Origin of the sequence: Mammaliicoccus sp. RAM2 (genome assembly GCF_045897195.1) — a bacterium.
Taxonomy (GTDB): Bacteria; Bacillota; Bacilli; order Staphylococcales; family Staphylococcaceae; genus Mammaliicoccus; species Mammaliicoccus sciuri.
Genome location: NZ_JBJNWI010000008.1, coordinates 78823 through 97071, shown reverse-complemented (window position 1 = coordinate 97071; position 18249 = coordinate 78823). Strand labels below are relative to the sequence as shown.

Below are 18249 nucleotides of genomic sequence, written 5' to 3'. Positions count from 1 at the left end.
GTCGCCTAATATTAATTTAAATACTATTTACTATCATTATTATATTTGATTAATAATATGAATTTTCTAAACTTGCGTATTCATTTTAAAAATGTTACTTTATTTATATCGTTAAATAGTAATGATTACGATTTAGGAAGTGTTAAAATGGAAAAAACAAATAAAGTAGTGATTATTGGTGCGGGTCCTGCTGGTATAGGTATGGCTATTGCATTAATTGAAATGGGATTAGATGATATTCTTATATTAGATAAAGGACAAGTTGGTGAATCTTTTAAAAATTGGCCATTATCAACTCGTTTTATCACACCTTCGTTTACAACAAATGGGTTTGGAACACCAGATATTAACGCAATCACACCTCATAGTTCCCCTGCTTTTACTTTTAAGAAAGAACATATTTTAGGCAAAGATTATGTTCAATATTTAGAAGCGCTTGTACAGATTTATAACTTGAAAGTTGACCAACATACAAATGTATTAGATGTATCCAATAATATATACAATGAAACATATAAAGTGTATACAGATCATGGGACTATTGATGCTGAATATATCTTTGTTGCGACAGGGAATTTTTCATATCCTTATAAACCGTTTAAACATGGTAGACATTATAGTGAGGTTGAAAAATTTTCAGATATAAATGGTGAACTGGCTGTCGTAATTGGAGGTAACGAAAGCGGATTTGATGCAGCGCTCAATTTAGCATTATCCGGTAAAATCGTCGATATTTATACTAATTCTACAAGTTATAAACAAGAAGATGCTGATCCAAGTATTCGACTTTCTCCTTATACACACCAACGATATGAAGAATTAAAGGAACTTGGTTATCCCATACGTATTCATACCGAACATGTGGTGAAAGAAATTGAGTATAAAAATGGTCAATATGTTATTCAATTTAACGGCGTACACGACGATGTGAAAATTTCCGAAGAACCGATACTTGCTACTGGATTTAATCCTGTTCAACATAATCGACTAACTCGAATATTATTTGAAAATGATGGTACAAATTTTATGCTAACTGACGATGATGAATCAACAATTAATCCTAATGTCTTTATGATAGGAGATACGGTTAAACATCAAGATGTTATTCTTTGTTATATTTACAAATTTAGAACGCGTTTAGCTGTTCTAGCAAAATTAATATGTGACCGAGAAAGCTTTGAAGCAAATGAAGATGCTATTGAGTTCTATCAATTAAATCAAATGTTTTTAGATGATTATGATTGTTGTGATGTGAACTGTTCATGTTAAAAGTTGAATATAATATTAAAAATGGAACTTGTTCACCGATACCAAACGGTGAACATTATATTGTGATTAAGCAGCTAAAAAAACTATCAACAGAGCAGAAATTACAGTTTAAAAGGTATATCATTCAAAAGCAATTAAAGCTCACACTAGATGAAAACTGTAAGCAAAAGATAGATGACCCTGACGAATCAAAATATATTATCTCTGAATTGAATATCTTAAGACAAGAACAAGCGAAACATATTCCTAAAGTAAAAGACATGTTTTTAGCTTTTGCTTTAATCATATTAATGTTTATGTTGCCAATATATATTTCTTATTATTTATCTCAATATATTCAAAATCATTGGGTAGAGCAGTTTTTAGACTATGTAATACATACTGTTCAATTCGACGAAAAGGCTTTGAATGACTTATTATTTGGGGATTATGGGTTATTGTCACTCGGCATATATTCAATCATTTGGGCATTACCCGTTGTCGTTTTCATTAGTATTTCTACGAATATTATCAGTGAAAGTCATTTAAAATCTTATATCGTTTGGTCAATCGATCCAGTTATGACAAAAGTAGGATTAACTGGTTACGATATTGTACCAGTTATTGAAGGATTTGGTTGTAATTCCGCAGCAGTATTGCGTGCTAACCATGACTGTAGTGCTTGTACTAAAAATAACTGTATAAGTATGATCAGCTTTGGTTCATCATGTAGTTATCAAATTGGCGCGACGCTTTCCTTGTTCAGCGTCGTCAAAGCACCATGGTTATTCTTACCTTATTTAATGATTGTGTTTATCGGTGGCTTAATACATATTAAACTATGGTCCTCAAAAAGCATGATACCAACCCATTATTATGTATTAGATAAAGTTAGAAAGCCTTCAGTTATAGCTGTTTGGAAAGAATCCAAACAGACTATTCTGTCATTCTTAGCTCAAGCATTACCGATATTTATGATGATTTGTGTATGTGCGAGTATCCTTTCTATGACACCTATTTTACTGTGGGCTGCAAATGTCTTTAATCCAATTTTACAGTTGATGAATGCACCTCAAGAGATGTCAACGGGTATTCTATTCTCAATGATTAGAAAAGATGGTATGTTGTTGTTCAATATGAATCAGGGCTCATTATTGCAAACGATGTCGTTAAAAAGTGTGTTCTTATTAGTATTATTTAGTTCAACATTTTCTGCATGTTCTGTAACAATCACTATGATAATTAAAAATTTAGGGTGGAAGCAAGGTCTAGGAATTGTCGTAAAACAAATGATTACAGCGACCATTTGCTTATGTGGAACTGTATTGATTATGAATTTATTTGGAGGGATTTAATTGATATTATCAGATCAAGATATTAAGCGGTTTATTAGTGAAGGTCAAGTAAGTGTCACACCTTATCGAGAACAACTTATTGAACCCGCTTCTATTGATTTAACATTAGGCAATCATTTTCTACTACCCATTTCACCAAAAGATAATGTGCAATCGTTGAAAGATCCTATTCAGTATGATGAAGTCGTTGCCAAGTCTTTTATTATACCTGGTAAATCATTTGTGTTAGCGACTACACAGGAATGTGTGAAACTTTCAAATATGATGACGGGTTTTGTAGAAGGGAGGAGTTCAATTGGTAGAGCGGGTTTATTTATACAGAATGCTGGTTGGGTAGATCCGGGATTTGAAGGTCATATTACTTTAGAATTATTTAATGCGAATGATTTCTCATTAAAAATTGAAGAAGGTCAACGAATTTGTCAACTCGTAATAGCGCGTACGCATTCACCTGCTATTTCTGGGTACAATGGAAAGTACCAAGGACAACTCAACACAACAGGTAGTAAAGTGTTTATGGATTTTGACAAATATTAAAGGTGGATTTGGTATGGAAATTTTTATCATCACTGGATTTTTAGGGAGCGGGAAGACTTCTTTACTGAATCATTTAATTAAAGATGTCCATGAAGAAGGTAAACGTATCGCTGTCATTATGAATGAGTTTGGTAAGAGGACAGTTGACTCTGAATTAATTCAGTCTGATGTAACAGTAAATGAAATCATTAATGGCTGTATATGTTGTGAAATGAAAGATGATGTTGCACATCAATTGCATATGTTATATATTGAACAACAACCAGAAATAGTTTTAATTGAATGTAGTGGTATTGCACACCCATTAGAAGTACTTGATGCATGTTTGACACCTGTACTTTCGCCATTTATAACAATAAGAAGTATCATCGGCATCATAGATATACCGGAATATCAAAAAATTTTAACCTATTCAAAACAAACACAACAACTTATCGATGTTCAACTAAAGTATTGTCAGGATATTATAGTAAATAAGCTTGATTTAATCGATTCGTGTGAGGCAATCAATGTTATTAAATCTATACAAGAACAATATCCAAGAGCAGAAACATTTACAACAACTTATGGAAAAGTAAGTTATCATCACTTATCTAAAAAAGTTAAAAACATCCCATTTAAGAATCAAAATCAAAATTTTCATAATCATATTTACCATAAATACTACTCAATTGATAAGCCAGTTCAAATGGAAAAATTCAAATTATGGTTACAGAATTTACCCCAAAAGGTATATCGTGTAAAAGGGTTTATAACATTCGAGAATAGTCCTAATAAATATTTAGTTCAAATTTCTAATAGTAATGTGCTTATTGAAAAGTATGATATAGACATAGATGATTATCTAATTTTAATTGGAGAAAAGATAAACGAAGAAAATATCTTTTTTAGTTTATATTGAGGAAGAGAGTACTCACAAAAAAACACTTTTGTAGAAATTCACATTATGTGAATTTAACAAAAGTGTTTTTTATAAAATGGGCCTAACTCACTTAGAAACTTCAAAGCGACAGCTGTTTTTTTGATTAGATTATTTGAAAGTGCACGATATCTCGTAGTCTTCGTGCGCCAGGGCACTATTTCAGGGTATAACGCACGATATCTCGTAGACTTCGTGCGCCAGGGCACTATTTCAGGGCATAACGCACGATATCTCGTAGTCTTCGTGCGCCAGGGCACTATTTCAGGGTATAACGCACGATATCTCAGATTCTTCGTGCGCCAGGGCACTATTTCAGGGTATAACGCACGATATCTCAGATTCTTCGTGCGCGGCCTTCACCTCACCGTGTTCCCTCACCAAACTCTATCATCCTAAACATTCACTACTTCTGTATTTACAACTTTTGTAAATGTTGTTTGATTGATGAGCTCGGTGAGGATATTATGTTGTGTTGGGTGTAGGTTGGGATGGTCGCGATCATCTATGATTGCCCATCCGCCTACTTCATACACTTCTAATGCATCGTCTATTATATTCTGTCGATTGCCTATAAATTTTACGTACTCGACTTCTTCTTTACTTGATATATCTTCAACTAAATCTCTAACAACATGACCTACAATTGAGATACCAGGTCCTGGTATATGTGAGAGTGACTGCACTTTTTCGACGATATTAGATACATTGCCTGATATGACCGTTTGTTCTGGTCGTGTGGCGCTAAAGATAACGGCTACTGGTATGTCGTCTGTGATTTCTGCTTTAATTTCTTTAACTAAAGTTGGTAATCTCTTAACACCCATATATATGGCGAGGGTGCCACCGTGTTTGAGTGTTGTAATATCAATAGATTGTTCTTCATTATCTTTGAAGTGGCCAGTTGTAAATGTAATATTAGTTGAAACATTACGTTCTGTTAACCCACGATTAAGTTCACTCATGGCAGCTGAAGCGGCTGTTATACCAGGTACGACTTCAAATGTAATGTTGTGTGATTTTAATGTAGAAACTTCTTCCGCAAGGCGTCCAAATATTGCTGGATCGCCGCCTTTTAGACGGACGACCGTCTTATTTATGCGTGATTTTTCAACAAGTAATTGGTTAATGTCTTCTTGTTTCATAGATTTGTGATAAGGTCGTTTACCAACATGAATCCATTCCGATTCTGGTGATGAAAATTGTAATATAAATGGATTCACGAGTTGGTCGTATAAAATAACATCTGCCCGCTTAATACATCGCTCTGCTTTTTTAGATAATAATAAAGGATTTCCTGGACCTGCACCGATTAAATATACTTGGGGTTGTGCGATTATAGACATACGTATATGTCTCCATCGACCACTTCTACAGAATAAGTTGCGACACATCCTTCATCTGGTTCTTGGACTTGACCAGTCGATAAGTCAATTTTTTGATCATGAAGTGGACAGTATACATAATCTCCACTCACTGTACCTTCTGATAATGGACCTTGTTTATGAGGGCAAACATTATTAATCGCACGAATGTTTCCTTCTTCAGTTAAAAATAAACCAATTTGGGTATCTCCGACGATGACTTTCTTACCGATTAACGGTTCGAGTTCTGAAATATGTGCAACTCTTACTTTCTCATTTGTTAATGTCATATTTACACCTTCTCCACTTCAAAAATGTGACGTTTATCTTTATTTAGCACGACTTCATGCCATGGCTCTGTATCGTATGCACGTTTCGCATTCATTATGCGCGCGTAAAGTTCATCTTGTTTTTCAGGGTCAAGTACAACTGATTTCACTTGGTCAAAGCCAAGTCTCTTGAGCCATGGTGCTGTACGTTCTGCATAAATGCCTGTTTCACGATAGTATTGCATGTATGCACCACATAGTTTGACAACTTCATCTTCAGTTTCAACAGTTGTCAGTAATTCACCTGCGACGACATCTGTACCACCATTACCACCAATGTAAATTTGGAAACCATTTTCTACACCAATGACACCGAAGTCTTTTACACCTGATTCTACACAGCTACGTGGACAACCTGAAACACCCATTTTGAATTTATGTGGTGTGTCGATATATTCAAATGTTTTCTCTAAACGAATACCTAATTTTGTTGTGAATTGTGTACCGAATCGGCAGAATTCTTTACCAACACAACTTTTAACTGAACGTGTCTTCTTACCGTATGCAGATGCTGAACGCATATCTAAATCTTTCCAAATTTGTGGTAATTCTTCTTTTTTAACACCGTATAAACCGATACGTTGTGCACCAGTAATTTTGACTAATGGGATGTTGTATTTCTTAGCTACTTCACCAAGACGAATAAGTTGATCGGCATCTGTGACACCGCCGCGCATTTGTGGGATAACAGAGAATGTGCCGTCTTTTTGAATATTGGCGTGGTAACGTTCGTTCGCAAAGCGTGAAGCTTTTTCATCTTCATGGTCATGAGGGTATACCATGTTTAAATAGTAGTTAATAGCAGGGCGGCATTTTGGACATCCACCTTTATCTTTAAAGTCTAATACGTGTCGAACTTCTTTAGATGTTTTTAAACCTTTAGCCCGAATTTGAGTAACGATTTGATCTCTTGTAAGGTTTGTACATGCACAAATACTTGTTGGCGCTGCAGCAACAAAGTCGTCACCAAGTGTATATTCTAAGAGCTCTGCGATTTGACCTTTACACTTACCACATGAGTTACCAGCTTTTGTCACACGTGTGACATCAGCTACGGACGTTAAACCTTGATCTTTAATCGCTTCTACGATGACACCTTTAGAAATGCCGTTACACCCGCAGATTGTTTCATCGTTATCCATTTCAGCAACGCTAATCGCATCAACTTCTCCTGCTTTATGAAGAATTGAAACGAGTGTATATTCATCGATTGTATCGCCTTTTTTCATCATATTATAAAAGCGATTGCCTTCTTCTGTATCACCATAAAGTACTGCACCGACAATCGTCTTATCTTTGACGAATATTTTCTTATAAATGTTATCGACACCGTTAAAAGTTTCAATACCACGGACACCTTCACTTTCAGTAATCCAACCTGCACTAAATAAATCGCAGCCTGATACTTTTAAAGAAGTAAAGGTCGTTGATCCTTTGTAACCTTCAGTTGGAATGCCCGTAATATGATCTGCCAGGACTTTACCTTGGTCATATAGTGGGGCAACAAGTCCGTAAACTTTTGAACGGTGTTCTGCACATTCTCCAACTGCGTAAATTTCTGGGTCACTTGTACGCATGAAATCGTCTACTATGATACCGCGTCCAATTTCTAATCCAGCGGCACGTGCTTCTTTCGTTACTGGGCGAATACCAACTGCCATCACGACCATGTCTGTTGCGATAACACGTCCATCTGATAAACGTATAGCTTCAACATAGTCTTCACCAATAATTTCTTGTGTATTCGCTTGTAATTCAAATTTAATACCTTGCTTTTCAAGGTCTGCTTTTAAAAGTTCTCCTGCTTTACGATCCAGTTGTACTTCCATCAGCCATTCTGCTAAATGTACGACTGTCACGTCCATACCTTGATCTACAAGACCACGTGCGCATTCTAGACCGAGTAAACCGCCACCTATAACAATGGCACGTTTTTTAGTCTTAGCTGTTTCTAACATCTTTTCAGTGTCATCTATGGTTCTGAAACCGACAACACCTTCTAGACGAGAACCATCAATTGGTAGAATGAATGAATCAGAACCAGTCGCAATAATCATTTGGTCATATGATACTTTCACGCCATGTTCTGTTTCGACTTGTTTTAGTTCACGATCAATTTTTACAACCTTATTACCTGTTATTAATCGAATGTTATGTTCTTCATACCATTCATAAGGGTTCATAATCGTTTCTTCTTTTGTCATTTTATTTTGAAGAATGTTTGATAACATGATTCGGTTATAGTTTGGATAAGGTTCTTTACCGATGATTGTGATTTCAAAGCGGTCTGGATCACGATCTAGAATTTCTTCAATTGTACGGACACCAGCCATACCATTACCGATCATTAAAAGTTTTGTTTTACTCATGCATATCCTCCTTCGTTGAATCTAACCATGCTTTAATTTTCACTGCATAGTGTTGTGTTCGTTGAATATCTTGGCCATGTGAGCTAATACTAATTGTTAGGCCATTGTGTTCAATATCTAAGGTGTTATAAAAGTTGGATTGTTTGCGATCCCCGGTATGATTGACCCATTGAGAGAGTAGGGCGTCTTGAGCTACTCGGTCATTCGTTTCGGGCTGGTTAGTTGCGATAATAATTAAATCTGCATGGGCAATATGTTCTCGTTGATAGTCTGCTTGTATAAGGCGAATATGTTTCGTTGGTTGAATCATATCAAAGTGCTCATGAAATTCGCGTGCGATAACATCAATTGAGCAAGGCTCTGATTTCAATTTAGAGAACTTTCTCCATGCAATTTTGCCACCACCAATGATTACGACATGTTTACCTTTAAGGTTAAGTTGTACTGGATACATCCGGTACCGCCTCACATTCAGCAATTCTTAAATGTACGATGTCTTTTAATAACGGATGAAAATTAATAGCCGTCGTATATGTGATAGGATTCGGTAAACCTAGAGACTCTATTTGACGTTTCGACTTATTTACAAGGAAACCATCATAGAAGAAAAATGGAATAATTAATAATTTACGATGCTTTTTAGCGATTTTCGGTAACGTTTCTTTAAAGCGCAGTTCACCATAGACCATACTCGGGTAACATGGATTTTGATCCGTTGATAGTTTGTGACAAATTCGTGTAAGTGCAACATCCGGTTCATCAAAGCGTGCATTACCGTGAGCAAGTACGACAATTCCAGTTTCATCATCAATGTCATCTTTGTAAGCTTCAAGTTGTGAAGCAACCCAGTTTGTCATAATCGGGTGTGTGCCCAATGGTTTACTTAATATAAACTGCACGTTCGGGTTCTTATCTTGAAATGATTCATATAACGCTTCGATATCTTCATAATAATGAGAAGCGGTAAACAATAATAACGGCACAAGATGAATACGTGAATATCCAGCATCAACCGATTGTTGAATCACTTCATCTAATAGGATCTCTTCACTTTCTAAAAAGGCCACCTCATAATCAATCTCATCACTATTAAAAGTTTGATGAATAAAATTTAATAACGTTTCATTTAACTTTCCTTTTCTCATACCATGAACAACTAAAATCGTCTTTCGCATGACAATCCCTCCTACATCTTTATTCTAAAACAATATAACGAAAGTTTGTGAATTTTTTCTCAAAAAGAAGAAAAATAGGGAATTCCCTATATATTAACGTGAAAAAATAAATCATGCATATGATTTTTTGTAATAACTGACAAAAATATTTTTTAAATTTTCAGATTTGTATAATTATAAATTTTACTAAACGTGATAGCATGAAATTGTTTATCAAAATAAGCAAAGGGGTCGTGCACATTGGTAAAGGAAAATGATAAGGCAAAGAACGAAGATAGGTCTAACAAAAAGTTTAGTATGCCACATATATATGTGATTTTATTTGTTTTCGGTGTGATTGCAACTATTTCTACATATTTAATTCCATCAGGTGAGTTTGATAGGGTTAAAGGGCCTGAGGGTAGAGAAATGGTAGACGCAGATTCATTTCATTACATAGATTCAGCACCAGTTGGTTTGGTTGATTTTATTTCGATTATACCACGAGGTTTAATTGAAGCAGGAGAAATTGTCTTCTTTACACTTATCATCGGTGGGATGTTTATGGTGTTAAGACGTACAGGTATTATTGAAATTGGTGTGGATAAACTTGCACGCCAGTTTATAAATAAAAGCATTTTGATTATTCCAGTATTAACAACAGTATTTGCGATTATTGCAACATTAATCGGTACAGCAGAGTTGTCACTCGTTTATATTCCGGTTATTATTCCGCTTATTATTGCGTTAGGTTATGACTCTATAACCGCTACATCTATTGCATTGTGTGGTACTGTAGTCGGCTTCACGGTCGGTGTATTAAATCCAATCAATACAGGATTAGCACAAAAATTATCAGGTATTCCAACATTTTCAGGACTTGGATTACGTTTAGCTATTTTTGTGATTGTACTATTTGTAACGATATTATTTATTATGAAATACGCTAAAAAAATTAAAAAAGATCCTTCAATCAGTTTAGTTTATCATGATGATACTGAGAAGCGACATATGTACAAAGATATTACGAATCAAGAACCACTCGTTGCGACTAAACGACAAAAAATCGGTATTGCCGTAGTGCTCTTATTCTTTATCATTCTTGTATACGGCGTTATTACACAAGGCTGGTTTATGGTAGAAATGTCAGGTCTTTTCATAGTTATGGGTATTGTAGTAGGTTTAGTCACTGGATTGAATACGCGTGAAATTTGTGAGTCATTTAATGATGGTTTCAAAGATGTATTAATGGGTGCCATTATTGTAGGACTTGCACGTTCAATAGCCGTTGTACTTGAAGACGGTAAAATTATGGACAGTATCGTTCACGGATTAGGTTCTGTTATCGATGGTGCAACACCAACAGTAGCAGTAGTCGGTATGTATATCGTACAAGTGTTGATTAATTTTATTATTTCTTCAGGAAGCGGACAAGCGTTAGTGACAATGCCAATTATGGCACCATTAGCAGATATGCTAGGTATTACAAGACAGACCGCAGTCTTAGCCTTCCAATTAGGAGACGGATTTACACATGTCTTCTATCCAACAAGCGGGTACTTTATGGCAGCATTGGCAATCGGAGGCGTATCATATACAAAATGGATCCGATTCTTCTTCCCACTCTTTATCGTATGGGGTGTCATTTCAATCATTTCATTAATCTTTGCGCAGTTAATCGGTTGGTCGTAGGGAGAAAATTAATAAGTTGTAGAAGGAGATTCAAGTTTGATAACTTGGGTCTCTTTTATTTATAGATTGATAATTATTATAACGGTGTGGCACAATGTATTTATTAATTAAAGGGGTGTCATATGAAGATAAATAGAGTCATCAATCATAATGTGATTAGTGTCACCCACAACAACCAAGAACGTGTTGTGATGGGGAAAGGGATAGGTTTTCAAAAGCAAGAAGGCGATATTGTGGAAGAATCAAAGATTGAAAAAATATTTGATTTAAGTAGCCAGGAAATTTCTGATCGCTTTAAAACGTTATTAATCGAAGTGCCGATTGAAGTGGTTCAAGCTGTTGAGAAAATAATCGAAGTATCGAAAGATAAATATCAAAAAGATCTCAGCGATACTATTTATGTTGCACTGACGGATCATATAAACTTTGCTATTGAGCGACAAAAAGAGGGAATGGCTATAAAGAATGGATTGCTATGGGAAACGAAGCGTTTTTATCCAACTGAGTATGAAATTGGTGTTCAAGCATTAGATTGGATTGCTGAAATTGTTGGTGTTCGTTTACATGAAGATGAAGCGGGATTTATTGCAATTCATTTGTTAAATGCAGAACATAATAACTTAGCAGACTATAATCAAGTCACAGAAATGGTGCAAAATATTTTAAGCTTAGTGAAATACCATTTTAGATTAGATTTTGATGAAGAAAGTCTAACTTACTATAGATTTGTGACACATTTAAAATTTCTTGCACAACGTATTTTCTCAAGTAACCCGCTTGATACAAATGAAATCGAACTTTACGAGATAGTAAAAGAAAAATATAAACATGCATTTAAATGTGTGAAGAAAATTGAAGTATTTTTATTGAAAAAGTACCAGTATGAAATGACGCATGATGAAGCGTTGTACTTAACGATTCATATACAGAGATTAATTTCCAGAAATGAAAGCGTTGACAATAAATAATTATGTGATATATTGATGTTACGAAAACAAAATAAACAATTAATTGTTTAGGATTGTTACTGTTCGGCAGGCGAGACCTAAATCATTAATAGGTGAATTTATCTAGGGATAAGTCTATCTATTTATGATTTGGGTCTTTTTTTATTGTTCTAAACAAGACGGGAGAGATATAAAGATGACAAATGAACAAAGGATGGCTGATGAAATACTTAAACACATTGGCGGTAGTAACAATGTTAAAAATTTAACACATTGTATGACACGTTTAAGATTTGTGTTGAAAGATGACAGTAAGGCTGATGATGATGCCATAAAAAATATTGATGGCGTTATGGGGTTACGTAAGCAAGGTGGACAATATCAAGTTATTGTAGGAAACAATGTATCACACACTTATACAGCATTGATGAAAAGTGGTGTCAGTGGTGGCGCTAAAAGTAATGAACCAGTTGAAAAGAAAAAGTTAACCTTTAAACAGGTGGGTATCAATATTCTTGATGCGATTATCGGAACGATGTCACCATTAATTCCTGCTATTATTGGTGGTTCGATGATTAAATTATTGGCCATGTTATTAAGTATGACGGGCGTACTGTCAGAAAGCAGTTCAACGTATAATATTTTAAATACTATAGGAGATGCACCTTTCTTCTTCTTACCAATGCTTGTTGCAGTATCTGCAGCGAGGAAATTTAACAGTAACGTATTTTTAGCATTGGCAATTGCTGGTGTTATGGTACATCCAGTATTTATGGAAATTATGGAAAAAGCAGCAGAAGGTAAAGAAGCAACTTTCGCATTTATTCCAGTTATGTCAGTGAAATATACTTATACGATTATTCCAGCAATCGTCATGACTTGGTTACTGAAATATATTGAAGATTTTGCAGATCGTATTACACCAATTGTAATGAAAAACTTCTTGAAACCAATGTTAATCTTATTAATTGCTGCACCAATAGCGATTATTATCGTAGGTCCAACAGGCATTTTGATTGGTACAGGACTATCTCAGATTGTCTTCTTTGTACATGATAAATTAGGATTTTTAGCAGTAGCTATCGTAGGTGCTTTATGGCCATTATTAGTTATGACAGGTATGCACCGTGTATTCACACCAACGATTGTTCAAACAATTGCTGAAACAGGTAAGGAAGGTATGGTTATGCCATCTGAGATTGGCGCTAACTTATCATTAGGTGGCGTTTCATTAGCAGTAGCATTTAAAACGAAAAATAGAGAATTACGTCAAACGTCATTGGCAGCTGCATCATCAGCCATTATTGCAGGTATAACTGAGCCAGCACTATATGGGGTTGCTATTCGATTAAAACGTCCAATGATTGCATCTGTTATTACAGGATTTATTGCAGGTGCTGTAGCAGGGCTTGCAGGTTTAGCAAGTCATTCTATGGCAGCACCAGGTTTGTTTACGAGTGTACAATTTATTGAAAAAGATAATCCAATGAGTATAGTGTGGATTATTGTTGTAATGGTTCTATCGGTTGTTCTTTCGTTTATCTTAACGTTAGTGCTTGGATTTGAAGATATTCCAGAATCTGAAGATGAATTATTAGATTTAGGTACTCAAGATCATCTAACAGTTGCAGCACCTGTTGAAGGGCATATTAAACCAATTGAAAGTGTTGAAGATGACGTATTTAGTAGAGAAGTAATCGGAAAAAGTATGGCAATTGAACCAACAGGTAATAAAATTTATGCACCCGTAACAGGTACGGTAACTTCTGTATTTCCAACAAAACATGCTATCGGTATAACAGGAGATAATGGTGTTGAAGTATTAGTACATGTAGGCATTGACACGGTGAAATTAAATGGAGAACCATTTACATCAACAATTGAACAAGGTGATCATGTAACTGTTGGCGATATTCTTGGAACATTTGATTTAACTCAAATTATTGAATCTGGTTATGATCCGACAACGATTATTGTCATTACAAATACAGATGAATATGAATCTATAACATCCTTTGATCACGCAGAGGTTAAAGCACAAACATCTATATTAGGAGTGGTTAAATTATGACAATAAAATATTTCCCGGAAAATTTTCTCTGGGGTGGTGCAATAGCAGCCAATCAAACAGAGGGCGCTTGGGATAAAGATGGTAGAGGAATCAGTAATATTGATTTAATTCCTCATGGTTCAAAGAGACAAGATATAAAGTTAGGTTATAAAAAGAGCGAACTTGATCAGAATGAATATTATCCAAGTCATACTGGTATAGATTTTTATCATCATTATAAAGAGGATATTGGCTTACTTGCTGAAATGGGATTGAAAGTATTTAGAACATCTATATCTTGGAGTAGAATTTATCCAAATGGTGATGAAGAAATGCCGAATCAGGCAGGTATAAATTATTACAAAGATTTATTCAAGACATGTAAACAACATGGTATGGAATTACTCGTTACACTAGCGCATTTTGATATTCCAATGGGTATAGTTGAAAAATATAATGGGTGGAAAAATAGAGAAACGATAGATTTATATATTAAATTTGCAGATACATGCTTTAATAATTTTGGAGAATACGTGAATTATTGGATTCCATTCAATGAAATTAATGTAGTGTTACACAGTCCATTTTCAGGTGGAGGATTATACTTTGATGATAGTGAAAATAGGGAAGAAATATTATATCAAGCCGCACATTATATGTTAGTAGCAAGTGCGAAAGCTGTTCGAAGTTGTCATCGTATTACACCACAAGCAAAAATTGGATGTATGATTGCCGGTGGTAGTTTCTATCCATACAGTTGTAATCCAGAAGATGTATGGCAGTCTATGAATGATGAAAGAACAAATACTTTCTTTGTAGATGTGCAAGCGAAAGGTAAATATCCATACTATATGGATTCATTTTTTAAGAATAAAGGGATTAACATTGAAATAGATGAGTCAGATAAAGAAATTCTGAAAGAAACGGTGGATTTTGTAGCATTTAGTTATTATGCGTCTCGAACGTCTATTGCGGATATATCAAGAGTTGAAAAAAATGAAGGAAATGTAATTGTATCAGCCAAAAATCCTTATCTTAAAATGAGCGATTGGGGATGGGTTATCGATCCGCTTGGTTTAAGGATAACGATGAATCAAATATATGAAAGATTTGAAAAGCCACTATTTGTCGTTGAAAATGGATTAGGTGCCAAAGATGAGATAGAAGCAGATGGTACAATCCAAGATAATTATAGAATAGATTATATGAAACAGCATATAGAAGCTATGTACGATGGTATTCAAGATGGCGTTCCATTGTTGGGATATATAAGTTGGGGTATTATCGATTTAGTGTCTGCATCAACAGGAGAAATGAGTAAACGATATGGCATGATTTATGTAGATAAAGACGATGTAGGAAGCGGGACACTCGAACGTCGAAAGAAAAAGTCTTTTGATTGGTATAAAAAAGTTATCCAACAAAATGGAATTGAAGTATAAAATTAAACTGAATAAGCACATATAAAACACATCACTTCAATCTGATACTAATCAGGTAAGTGATGTGTTTATTCTTGTAGATTAAATAATTCGTTAGATGATTTAATCATGGTAGGATGAGTATATATTATTTCGTAGCACACTATTTTTTTGTGTAATTATTAGTTTTATATATTAACAGACTGTTTTAGCTTTGCTAAAAAATGTTAGAAGAATTAAAAGTTAAACTATTTCATTATATATATAAAATTAGACTAATGGGAAAAATAAGAAAATTATATACTGGAAAATTTAATTACAAATGTATAAAATTATGAATAAAGGGTAATATACTTTTATGGAACAAAGGATGTTTGAAGGAGGAGCACTGATGAAGAATGTTATTTTACCAATTGTAAAAGTTACGACACCTATTGTTGGTGGACGGTTAATAGGGAAATTTGCAGTGAAGAATGCAAGAAAGGATTATAGTAAAAATGTGAAACCACCATTTTCACCACCTGGTTATATATTTCCTATTGTGTGGCCAATATTGTATATGTCAATGGGTATTGCTTATGCACTCGTATCTCACAAACCAGGGAAGAAGCGGATTAAGGGTGCTTATTATACACAATTGGGTTTAAATTATGGGTGGTCAATATTGTATTTTAAGTATAAATTAAGATTCAGCGCATTGATTGAAAGTGCTGTATTGTTAGGTGCTGTCTTGATGACAACGATAACATTCTTTAATGTGAAGAAGTTAGCGGGTTTGATATTGGTTCCGTATACACTTTGGAGTGCTTTTGCGACTTATTTAACAGCTGGTAACTGGTTATTAAATAAAGACAATCCAAGATATACAGATAAGTCAAATGTTTAAGCTTATAAGAACTTTCATCTATATAGCACTTTATTGGTTTATCACTCAAATGTTTATTGTACAAATTGGACTGCGTATACGTGATAAGTGGTTAGTACGAGATTTTCGATATTTTAAGAGTGGTTCTTTGGAACAAAATGGTCAATTATGGCAAAAACTTGTAAAGGTGAAATGTTGGAAAGATCATTTGCCAGATGGTCAAATGATACAATCGGATATTGTCAGCAAATCGCACTATAATCAGTCAAGTGATATAACGAATATAGAGAAGTTTGTGATAGAAACGAAACGAGCAGAATTGGTTCATTTATTATCTATCTTGCCAATTGTTGTATTTATCAAGTCGAAGAAAAGTATAAAAGTAATAAATATTGTTTATGTGGTCATTGCTAATGTTCCTTGCATCATTGTGCAACGTTATAACCGACCTAAGTTACAACGTATATATTTGAAAAAGCTAATAAGAAAAGGTGATTAAATGGTTAACAAACAAGTTGTCGTCATTGGCGGAGGATTAGGTGGTATAACAAGTGCTATCCGCATGGCTCAAGCAGGTTATCACGTAGATTTATATGAAAAAAATAACCACATCGGTGGAAAGGTAAACCGCATAGAGACGGGAGATTACGGGTTTGATTTAGGGCCATCTATCTTAACGATGCCTAAAATATTTCAACGTCTTTTTGAACAGTGTGGAAGAAGGCTTGAAGATTATGTGAGCATTCGCAAATTACCATTACAAATTAGAAATGTCTATCCTGATGGAACTGTTATAGATTTATATGAATCGATAGAAGACACTTTGATTCAGAACAAACATCTTTCATCTAACGATATGACACAACTAAAAAATTTTTTTGAGTATGCTAATAAAATTCATCATCAAGCTGAACGCAGTTATTTCGATAAAGGTATAGATCATTTGTCGGATATTATCCGGTTTCATGGACCTCTGTCAGCTTTAAAGCAGTTTGATTATTTTCATACGATGCAACAAGCAATCGATAAGCGGGTAGATAATCCATATTTGAGGGAAATGCTAGGTTACTTTATTAAATATGTAGGATCATCTTCATACGATGCACCGGCTGTATTAAGTTTATTACCTGAAATGCAACATGAGGAAGGTCTTTGGTATGTAGATGGCGGGATTCATAAATTAGCAGAAGCGATGGAACAATTAGCACGCGAATTAGGTGTCTCGATTCATTTAAATGCACATGTGGAGCGTATTATATATAATCAAAACAAAGAAGTTACGGGTATTCAACTTGATAATAATGTACATCAACATGCTGATTATATTATCTCAAATATGGAAGTATTACCTGTATATGAAAAATTAATGAATATGAAACAAAGTCGGTTAAATCAGTTAGAAAGCAAATTTGAACCCGCGAGTTCGGGATATGTTATGCATTTAGGAGTAGATAAAAGCTATCCCGAACTTAGACATCATAATTTCTTCTTCTCTAAAGATTCAAAGCGTAATTACGATGAAGTCTTCCATCAGTATATCTTACCCCAAGATCCGACTATTTATATAGTCAATACAAATAAGACTGATCCGACACAAGCACCTAAAGGACAAGAAAACATCAAAATATTACCGCATATACCATATATTCAACATCAGCAATTTAGTCAAGATGAATATCAAGCTTTTCGAGAACGCATATTAGACAAATTAGAGTCCATGGGATTACATGGTTTAAGAAAGCACATCATATACGAAGATATTTGGACACCACATGATATAGAACGTACTTATCAATCTCATAAAGGTGCTATATATGGGGTCGTTTCAGATAAAAAGAAAAACAAAGGATTTAAATTTCCTAAAAAGAGTCAATACTATAAAAACCTTTATTTTGTTGGGGGTTCTGTCAATCCTGGCCCAGGAATGCCAATGGTCACATTAAGTGGTATGCAAGTAGCTGATAGTATTATTGCTGAAGACGGAAAGTAGTTGATATAG

At 34.6% G+C, this 18249-nt stretch carries 16 protein-coding genes; 11 read left to right on the top strand and 5 right to left on the bottom strand.

All coding sequences use genetic code 11. The annotated features are described in order from the left end of the window. The first annotated feature begins 147 nt into the window (after positions 1-147). The 4 genes from ACJTHF_RS12065 to ACJTHF_RS12050 are packed head-to-tail and all read left to right on the top strand — an operon-like array spanning position 148 to position 4041. Entirely contained in the window at positions 148-1269 is a 1122-nt protein-coding gene (locus ACJTHF_RS12065; protein WP_232156988.1) for an NAD(P)/FAD-dependent oxidoreductase, read from the top strand. Next, complete coding sequence (locus ACJTHF_RS12060) at positions 1263-2603, top strand: nucleoside recognition domain-containing protein (RefSeq protein ID WP_232156986.1); 1341 nt, start codon at positions 1263-1265, stop codon at positions 2601-2603. The genes ACJTHF_RS12065 and ACJTHF_RS12060 overlap by 7 nt, the downstream gene beginning before the upstream one ends. After that, on the top strand, positions 2604-3140 hold the full coding sequence (dcd, locus tag ACJTHF_RS12055; protein ID WP_078355372.1) for a dCTP deaminase: 537 nt from the start codon (positions 2604-2606) through the stop codon (positions 3138-3140). Positions 3141-3153: 13 nt separating this feature from the next. Beyond that, a complete protein-coding gene (locus ACJTHF_RS12050; protein WP_182679445.1) occupies positions 3154-4041 on the top strand; it encodes a CobW family GTP-binding protein in 888 nt (295 codons plus the stop codon). A gap of 413 nt (positions 4042-4454) precedes the next feature. Here the strand turns inward: ACJTHF_RS12050 and cobA are convergent, their stop codons facing one another. The 5 genes from cobA to ACJTHF_RS12025 are packed head-to-tail and all read right to left on the bottom strand — an operon-like array spanning position 4455 to position 9296. Next, positions 4455-5405 carry a uroporphyrinogen-III C-methyltransferase gene (cobA, locus tag ACJTHF_RS12045; protein ID WP_232156984.1) on the bottom strand — a complete coding sequence of 317 codons (951 nt, stop codon included), beginning with the start codon at positions 5403-5405 and terminating at the stop codon, positions 4455-4457. Continuing rightward, entirely contained in the window at positions 5396-5713 is a 318-nt protein-coding gene (gene nirD, locus ACJTHF_RS12040; RefSeq protein ID WP_058590929.1) for a nitrite reductase small subunit NirD, read from the bottom strand. Before nirD ends, cobA begins: the two co-directional genes overlap by 10 nt. Before the next feature lie 2 nt (positions 5714-5715). Further along, a complete protein-coding gene (gene nirB / locus ACJTHF_RS12035) occupies positions 5716-8121 on the bottom strand; it encodes a nitrite reductase large subunit NirB (RefSeq protein ID WP_119469426.1) in 2406 nt (801 codons plus the stop codon). Next, positions 8114-8575, bottom strand: coding sequence for a bifunctional precorrin-2 dehydrogenase/sirohydrochlorin ferrochelatase (locus ACJTHF_RS12030; protein ID WP_119469425.1), 462 nt, complete (start codon positions 8573-8575; stop codon positions 8114-8116). Before ACJTHF_RS12030 ends, nirB begins: the two co-directional genes overlap by 8 nt. Next, positions 8556-9296, bottom strand: a complete 741-nt coding sequence (locus ACJTHF_RS12025; RefSeq protein WP_119469424.1) for a sirohydrochlorin chelatase — start codon at positions 9294-9296, stop codon at positions 8556-8558. Before ACJTHF_RS12025 ends, ACJTHF_RS12030 begins: the two co-directional genes overlap by 20 nt. Positions 9297-9593: 297 nt before the next feature. On the opposite strand from ACJTHF_RS12025, the gene ACJTHF_RS12020 reads away from it, so the two are divergent. The 7 genes from ACJTHF_RS12020 (at position 9594) to ACJTHF_RS11990 (ending at position 18240) form a co-directional block, all read left to right on the top strand. Then, the gene (locus ACJTHF_RS12020; RefSeq protein ID WP_058590999.1) at positions 9594-10967 is read left to right on the top strand and encodes a YfcC family protein; all 1374 of its coding nucleotides are present in this window, start codon (positions 9594-9596) and stop codon (positions 10965-10967) included. A 122-nt stretch (positions 10968-11089) separates the two neighbouring features. Beyond that, the gene (gene licT / locus ACJTHF_RS12015; protein ID WP_106417283.1) at positions 11090-11935 is read left to right on the top strand and encodes a BglG family transcription antiterminator LicT; all 846 of its coding nucleotides are present in this window, start codon (positions 11090-11092) and stop codon (positions 11933-11935) included. Positions 11936-12110: 175 nt separating this feature from the next. Then, entirely contained in the window at positions 12111-13985 is a 1875-nt protein-coding gene (ascF, locus tag ACJTHF_RS12010) for a PTS cellobiose/arbutin/salicin transporter subunit IIBC (protein ID WP_232156982.1), read from the top strand. Beyond that, complete coding sequence (gene ascB / locus ACJTHF_RS12005) at positions 13982-15406, top strand: 6-phospho-beta-glucosidase (protein ID WP_106417282.1); 1425 nt, start codon at positions 13982-13984, stop codon at positions 15404-15406. The genes ascF and ascB overlap by 4 nt, the downstream gene beginning before the upstream one ends. A 370-nt stretch (positions 15407-15776) precedes the next feature. Further along, entirely contained in the window at positions 15777-16271 is a 495-nt protein-coding gene (locus ACJTHF_RS12000) for a TspO/MBR family protein (protein WP_048540394.1), read from the top strand. Positions 16272-16437: 166 nt separating this feature from the next. Continuing rightward, on the top strand, positions 16438-16749 hold the full coding sequence (locus tag ACJTHF_RS11995) for a hypothetical protein (protein WP_232182764.1): 312 nt from the start codon (positions 16438-16440) through the stop codon (positions 16747-16749). Then, complete coding sequence (locus tag ACJTHF_RS11990; RefSeq protein ID WP_407812624.1) at positions 16750-18240, top strand: phytoene desaturase family protein; 1491 nt, start codon at positions 16750-16752, stop codon at positions 18238-18240. Positions 18241-18249 lie beyond the last annotated feature (9 nt).

Excerpts from the sequence above, each read along its gene's own strand:
- ACJTHF_RS12065 (WP_232156988.1), top strand. The coding sequence starts at position 148 with ATGGAAAAAACAAATAAAGTAGTGATTATTGGTGCGGGTCCTGCTGGT.
- ACJTHF_RS12060 (WP_232156986.1), top strand. The coding sequence starts at position 1,263 with ATGTTAAAAGTTGAATATAATATTAAAAATGGAACTTGTTCACCGATA.
- ACJTHF_RS12050 (WP_182679445.1), top strand. The coding sequence starts at position 3,154 with ATGGAAATTTTTATCATCACTGGATTTTTAGGGAGCGGGAAGACTTCT.
- cobA (WP_232156984.1), bottom strand. The coding sequence starts at position 5,405 with ATGTCTATAATCGCACAACCCCAAGTATATTTAATCGGTGCAGGTCCA.
- nirD (WP_058590929.1), bottom strand. The coding sequence starts at position 5,713 with ATGACATTAACAAATGAGAAAGTAAGAGTTGCACATATTTCAGAACTC.
- nirB (WP_119469426.1), bottom strand. The coding sequence starts at position 8,121 with ATGAGTAAAACAAAACTTTTAATGATCGGTAATGGTATGGCTGGTGTC.
- ACJTHF_RS12030 (WP_119469425.1), bottom strand. The coding sequence starts at position 8,575 with ATGTATCCAGTACAACTTAACCTTAAAGGTAAACATGTCGTAATCATT.
- ACJTHF_RS12025 (WP_119469424.1), bottom strand. The coding sequence starts at position 9,296 with ATGCGAAAGACGATTTTAGTTGTTCATGGTATGAGAAAAGGAAAGTTA.
- ACJTHF_RS12020 (WP_058590999.1), top strand. The coding sequence starts at position 9,594 with ATGCCACATATATATGTGATTTTATTTGTTTTCGGTGTGATTGCAACT.
- licT (WP_106417283.1), top strand. The coding sequence starts at position 11,090 with ATGAAGATAAATAGAGTCATCAATCATAATGTGATTAGTGTCACCCAC.
- ascF (WP_232156982.1), top strand. The coding sequence starts at position 12,111 with ATGACAAATGAACAAAGGATGGCTGATGAAATACTTAAACACATTGGC.
- ascB (WP_106417282.1), top strand. The coding sequence starts at position 13,982 with ATGACAATAAAATATTTCCCGGAAAATTTTCTCTGGGGTGGTGCAATA.
- ACJTHF_RS12000 (WP_048540394.1), top strand. The coding sequence starts at position 15,777 with ATGAAGAATGTTATTTTACCAATTGTAAAAGTTACGACACCTATTGTT.
- ACJTHF_RS11990 (WP_407812624.1), top strand. The coding sequence starts at position 16,750 with ATGGTTAACAAACAAGTTGTCGTCATTGGCGGAGGATTAGGTGGTATA.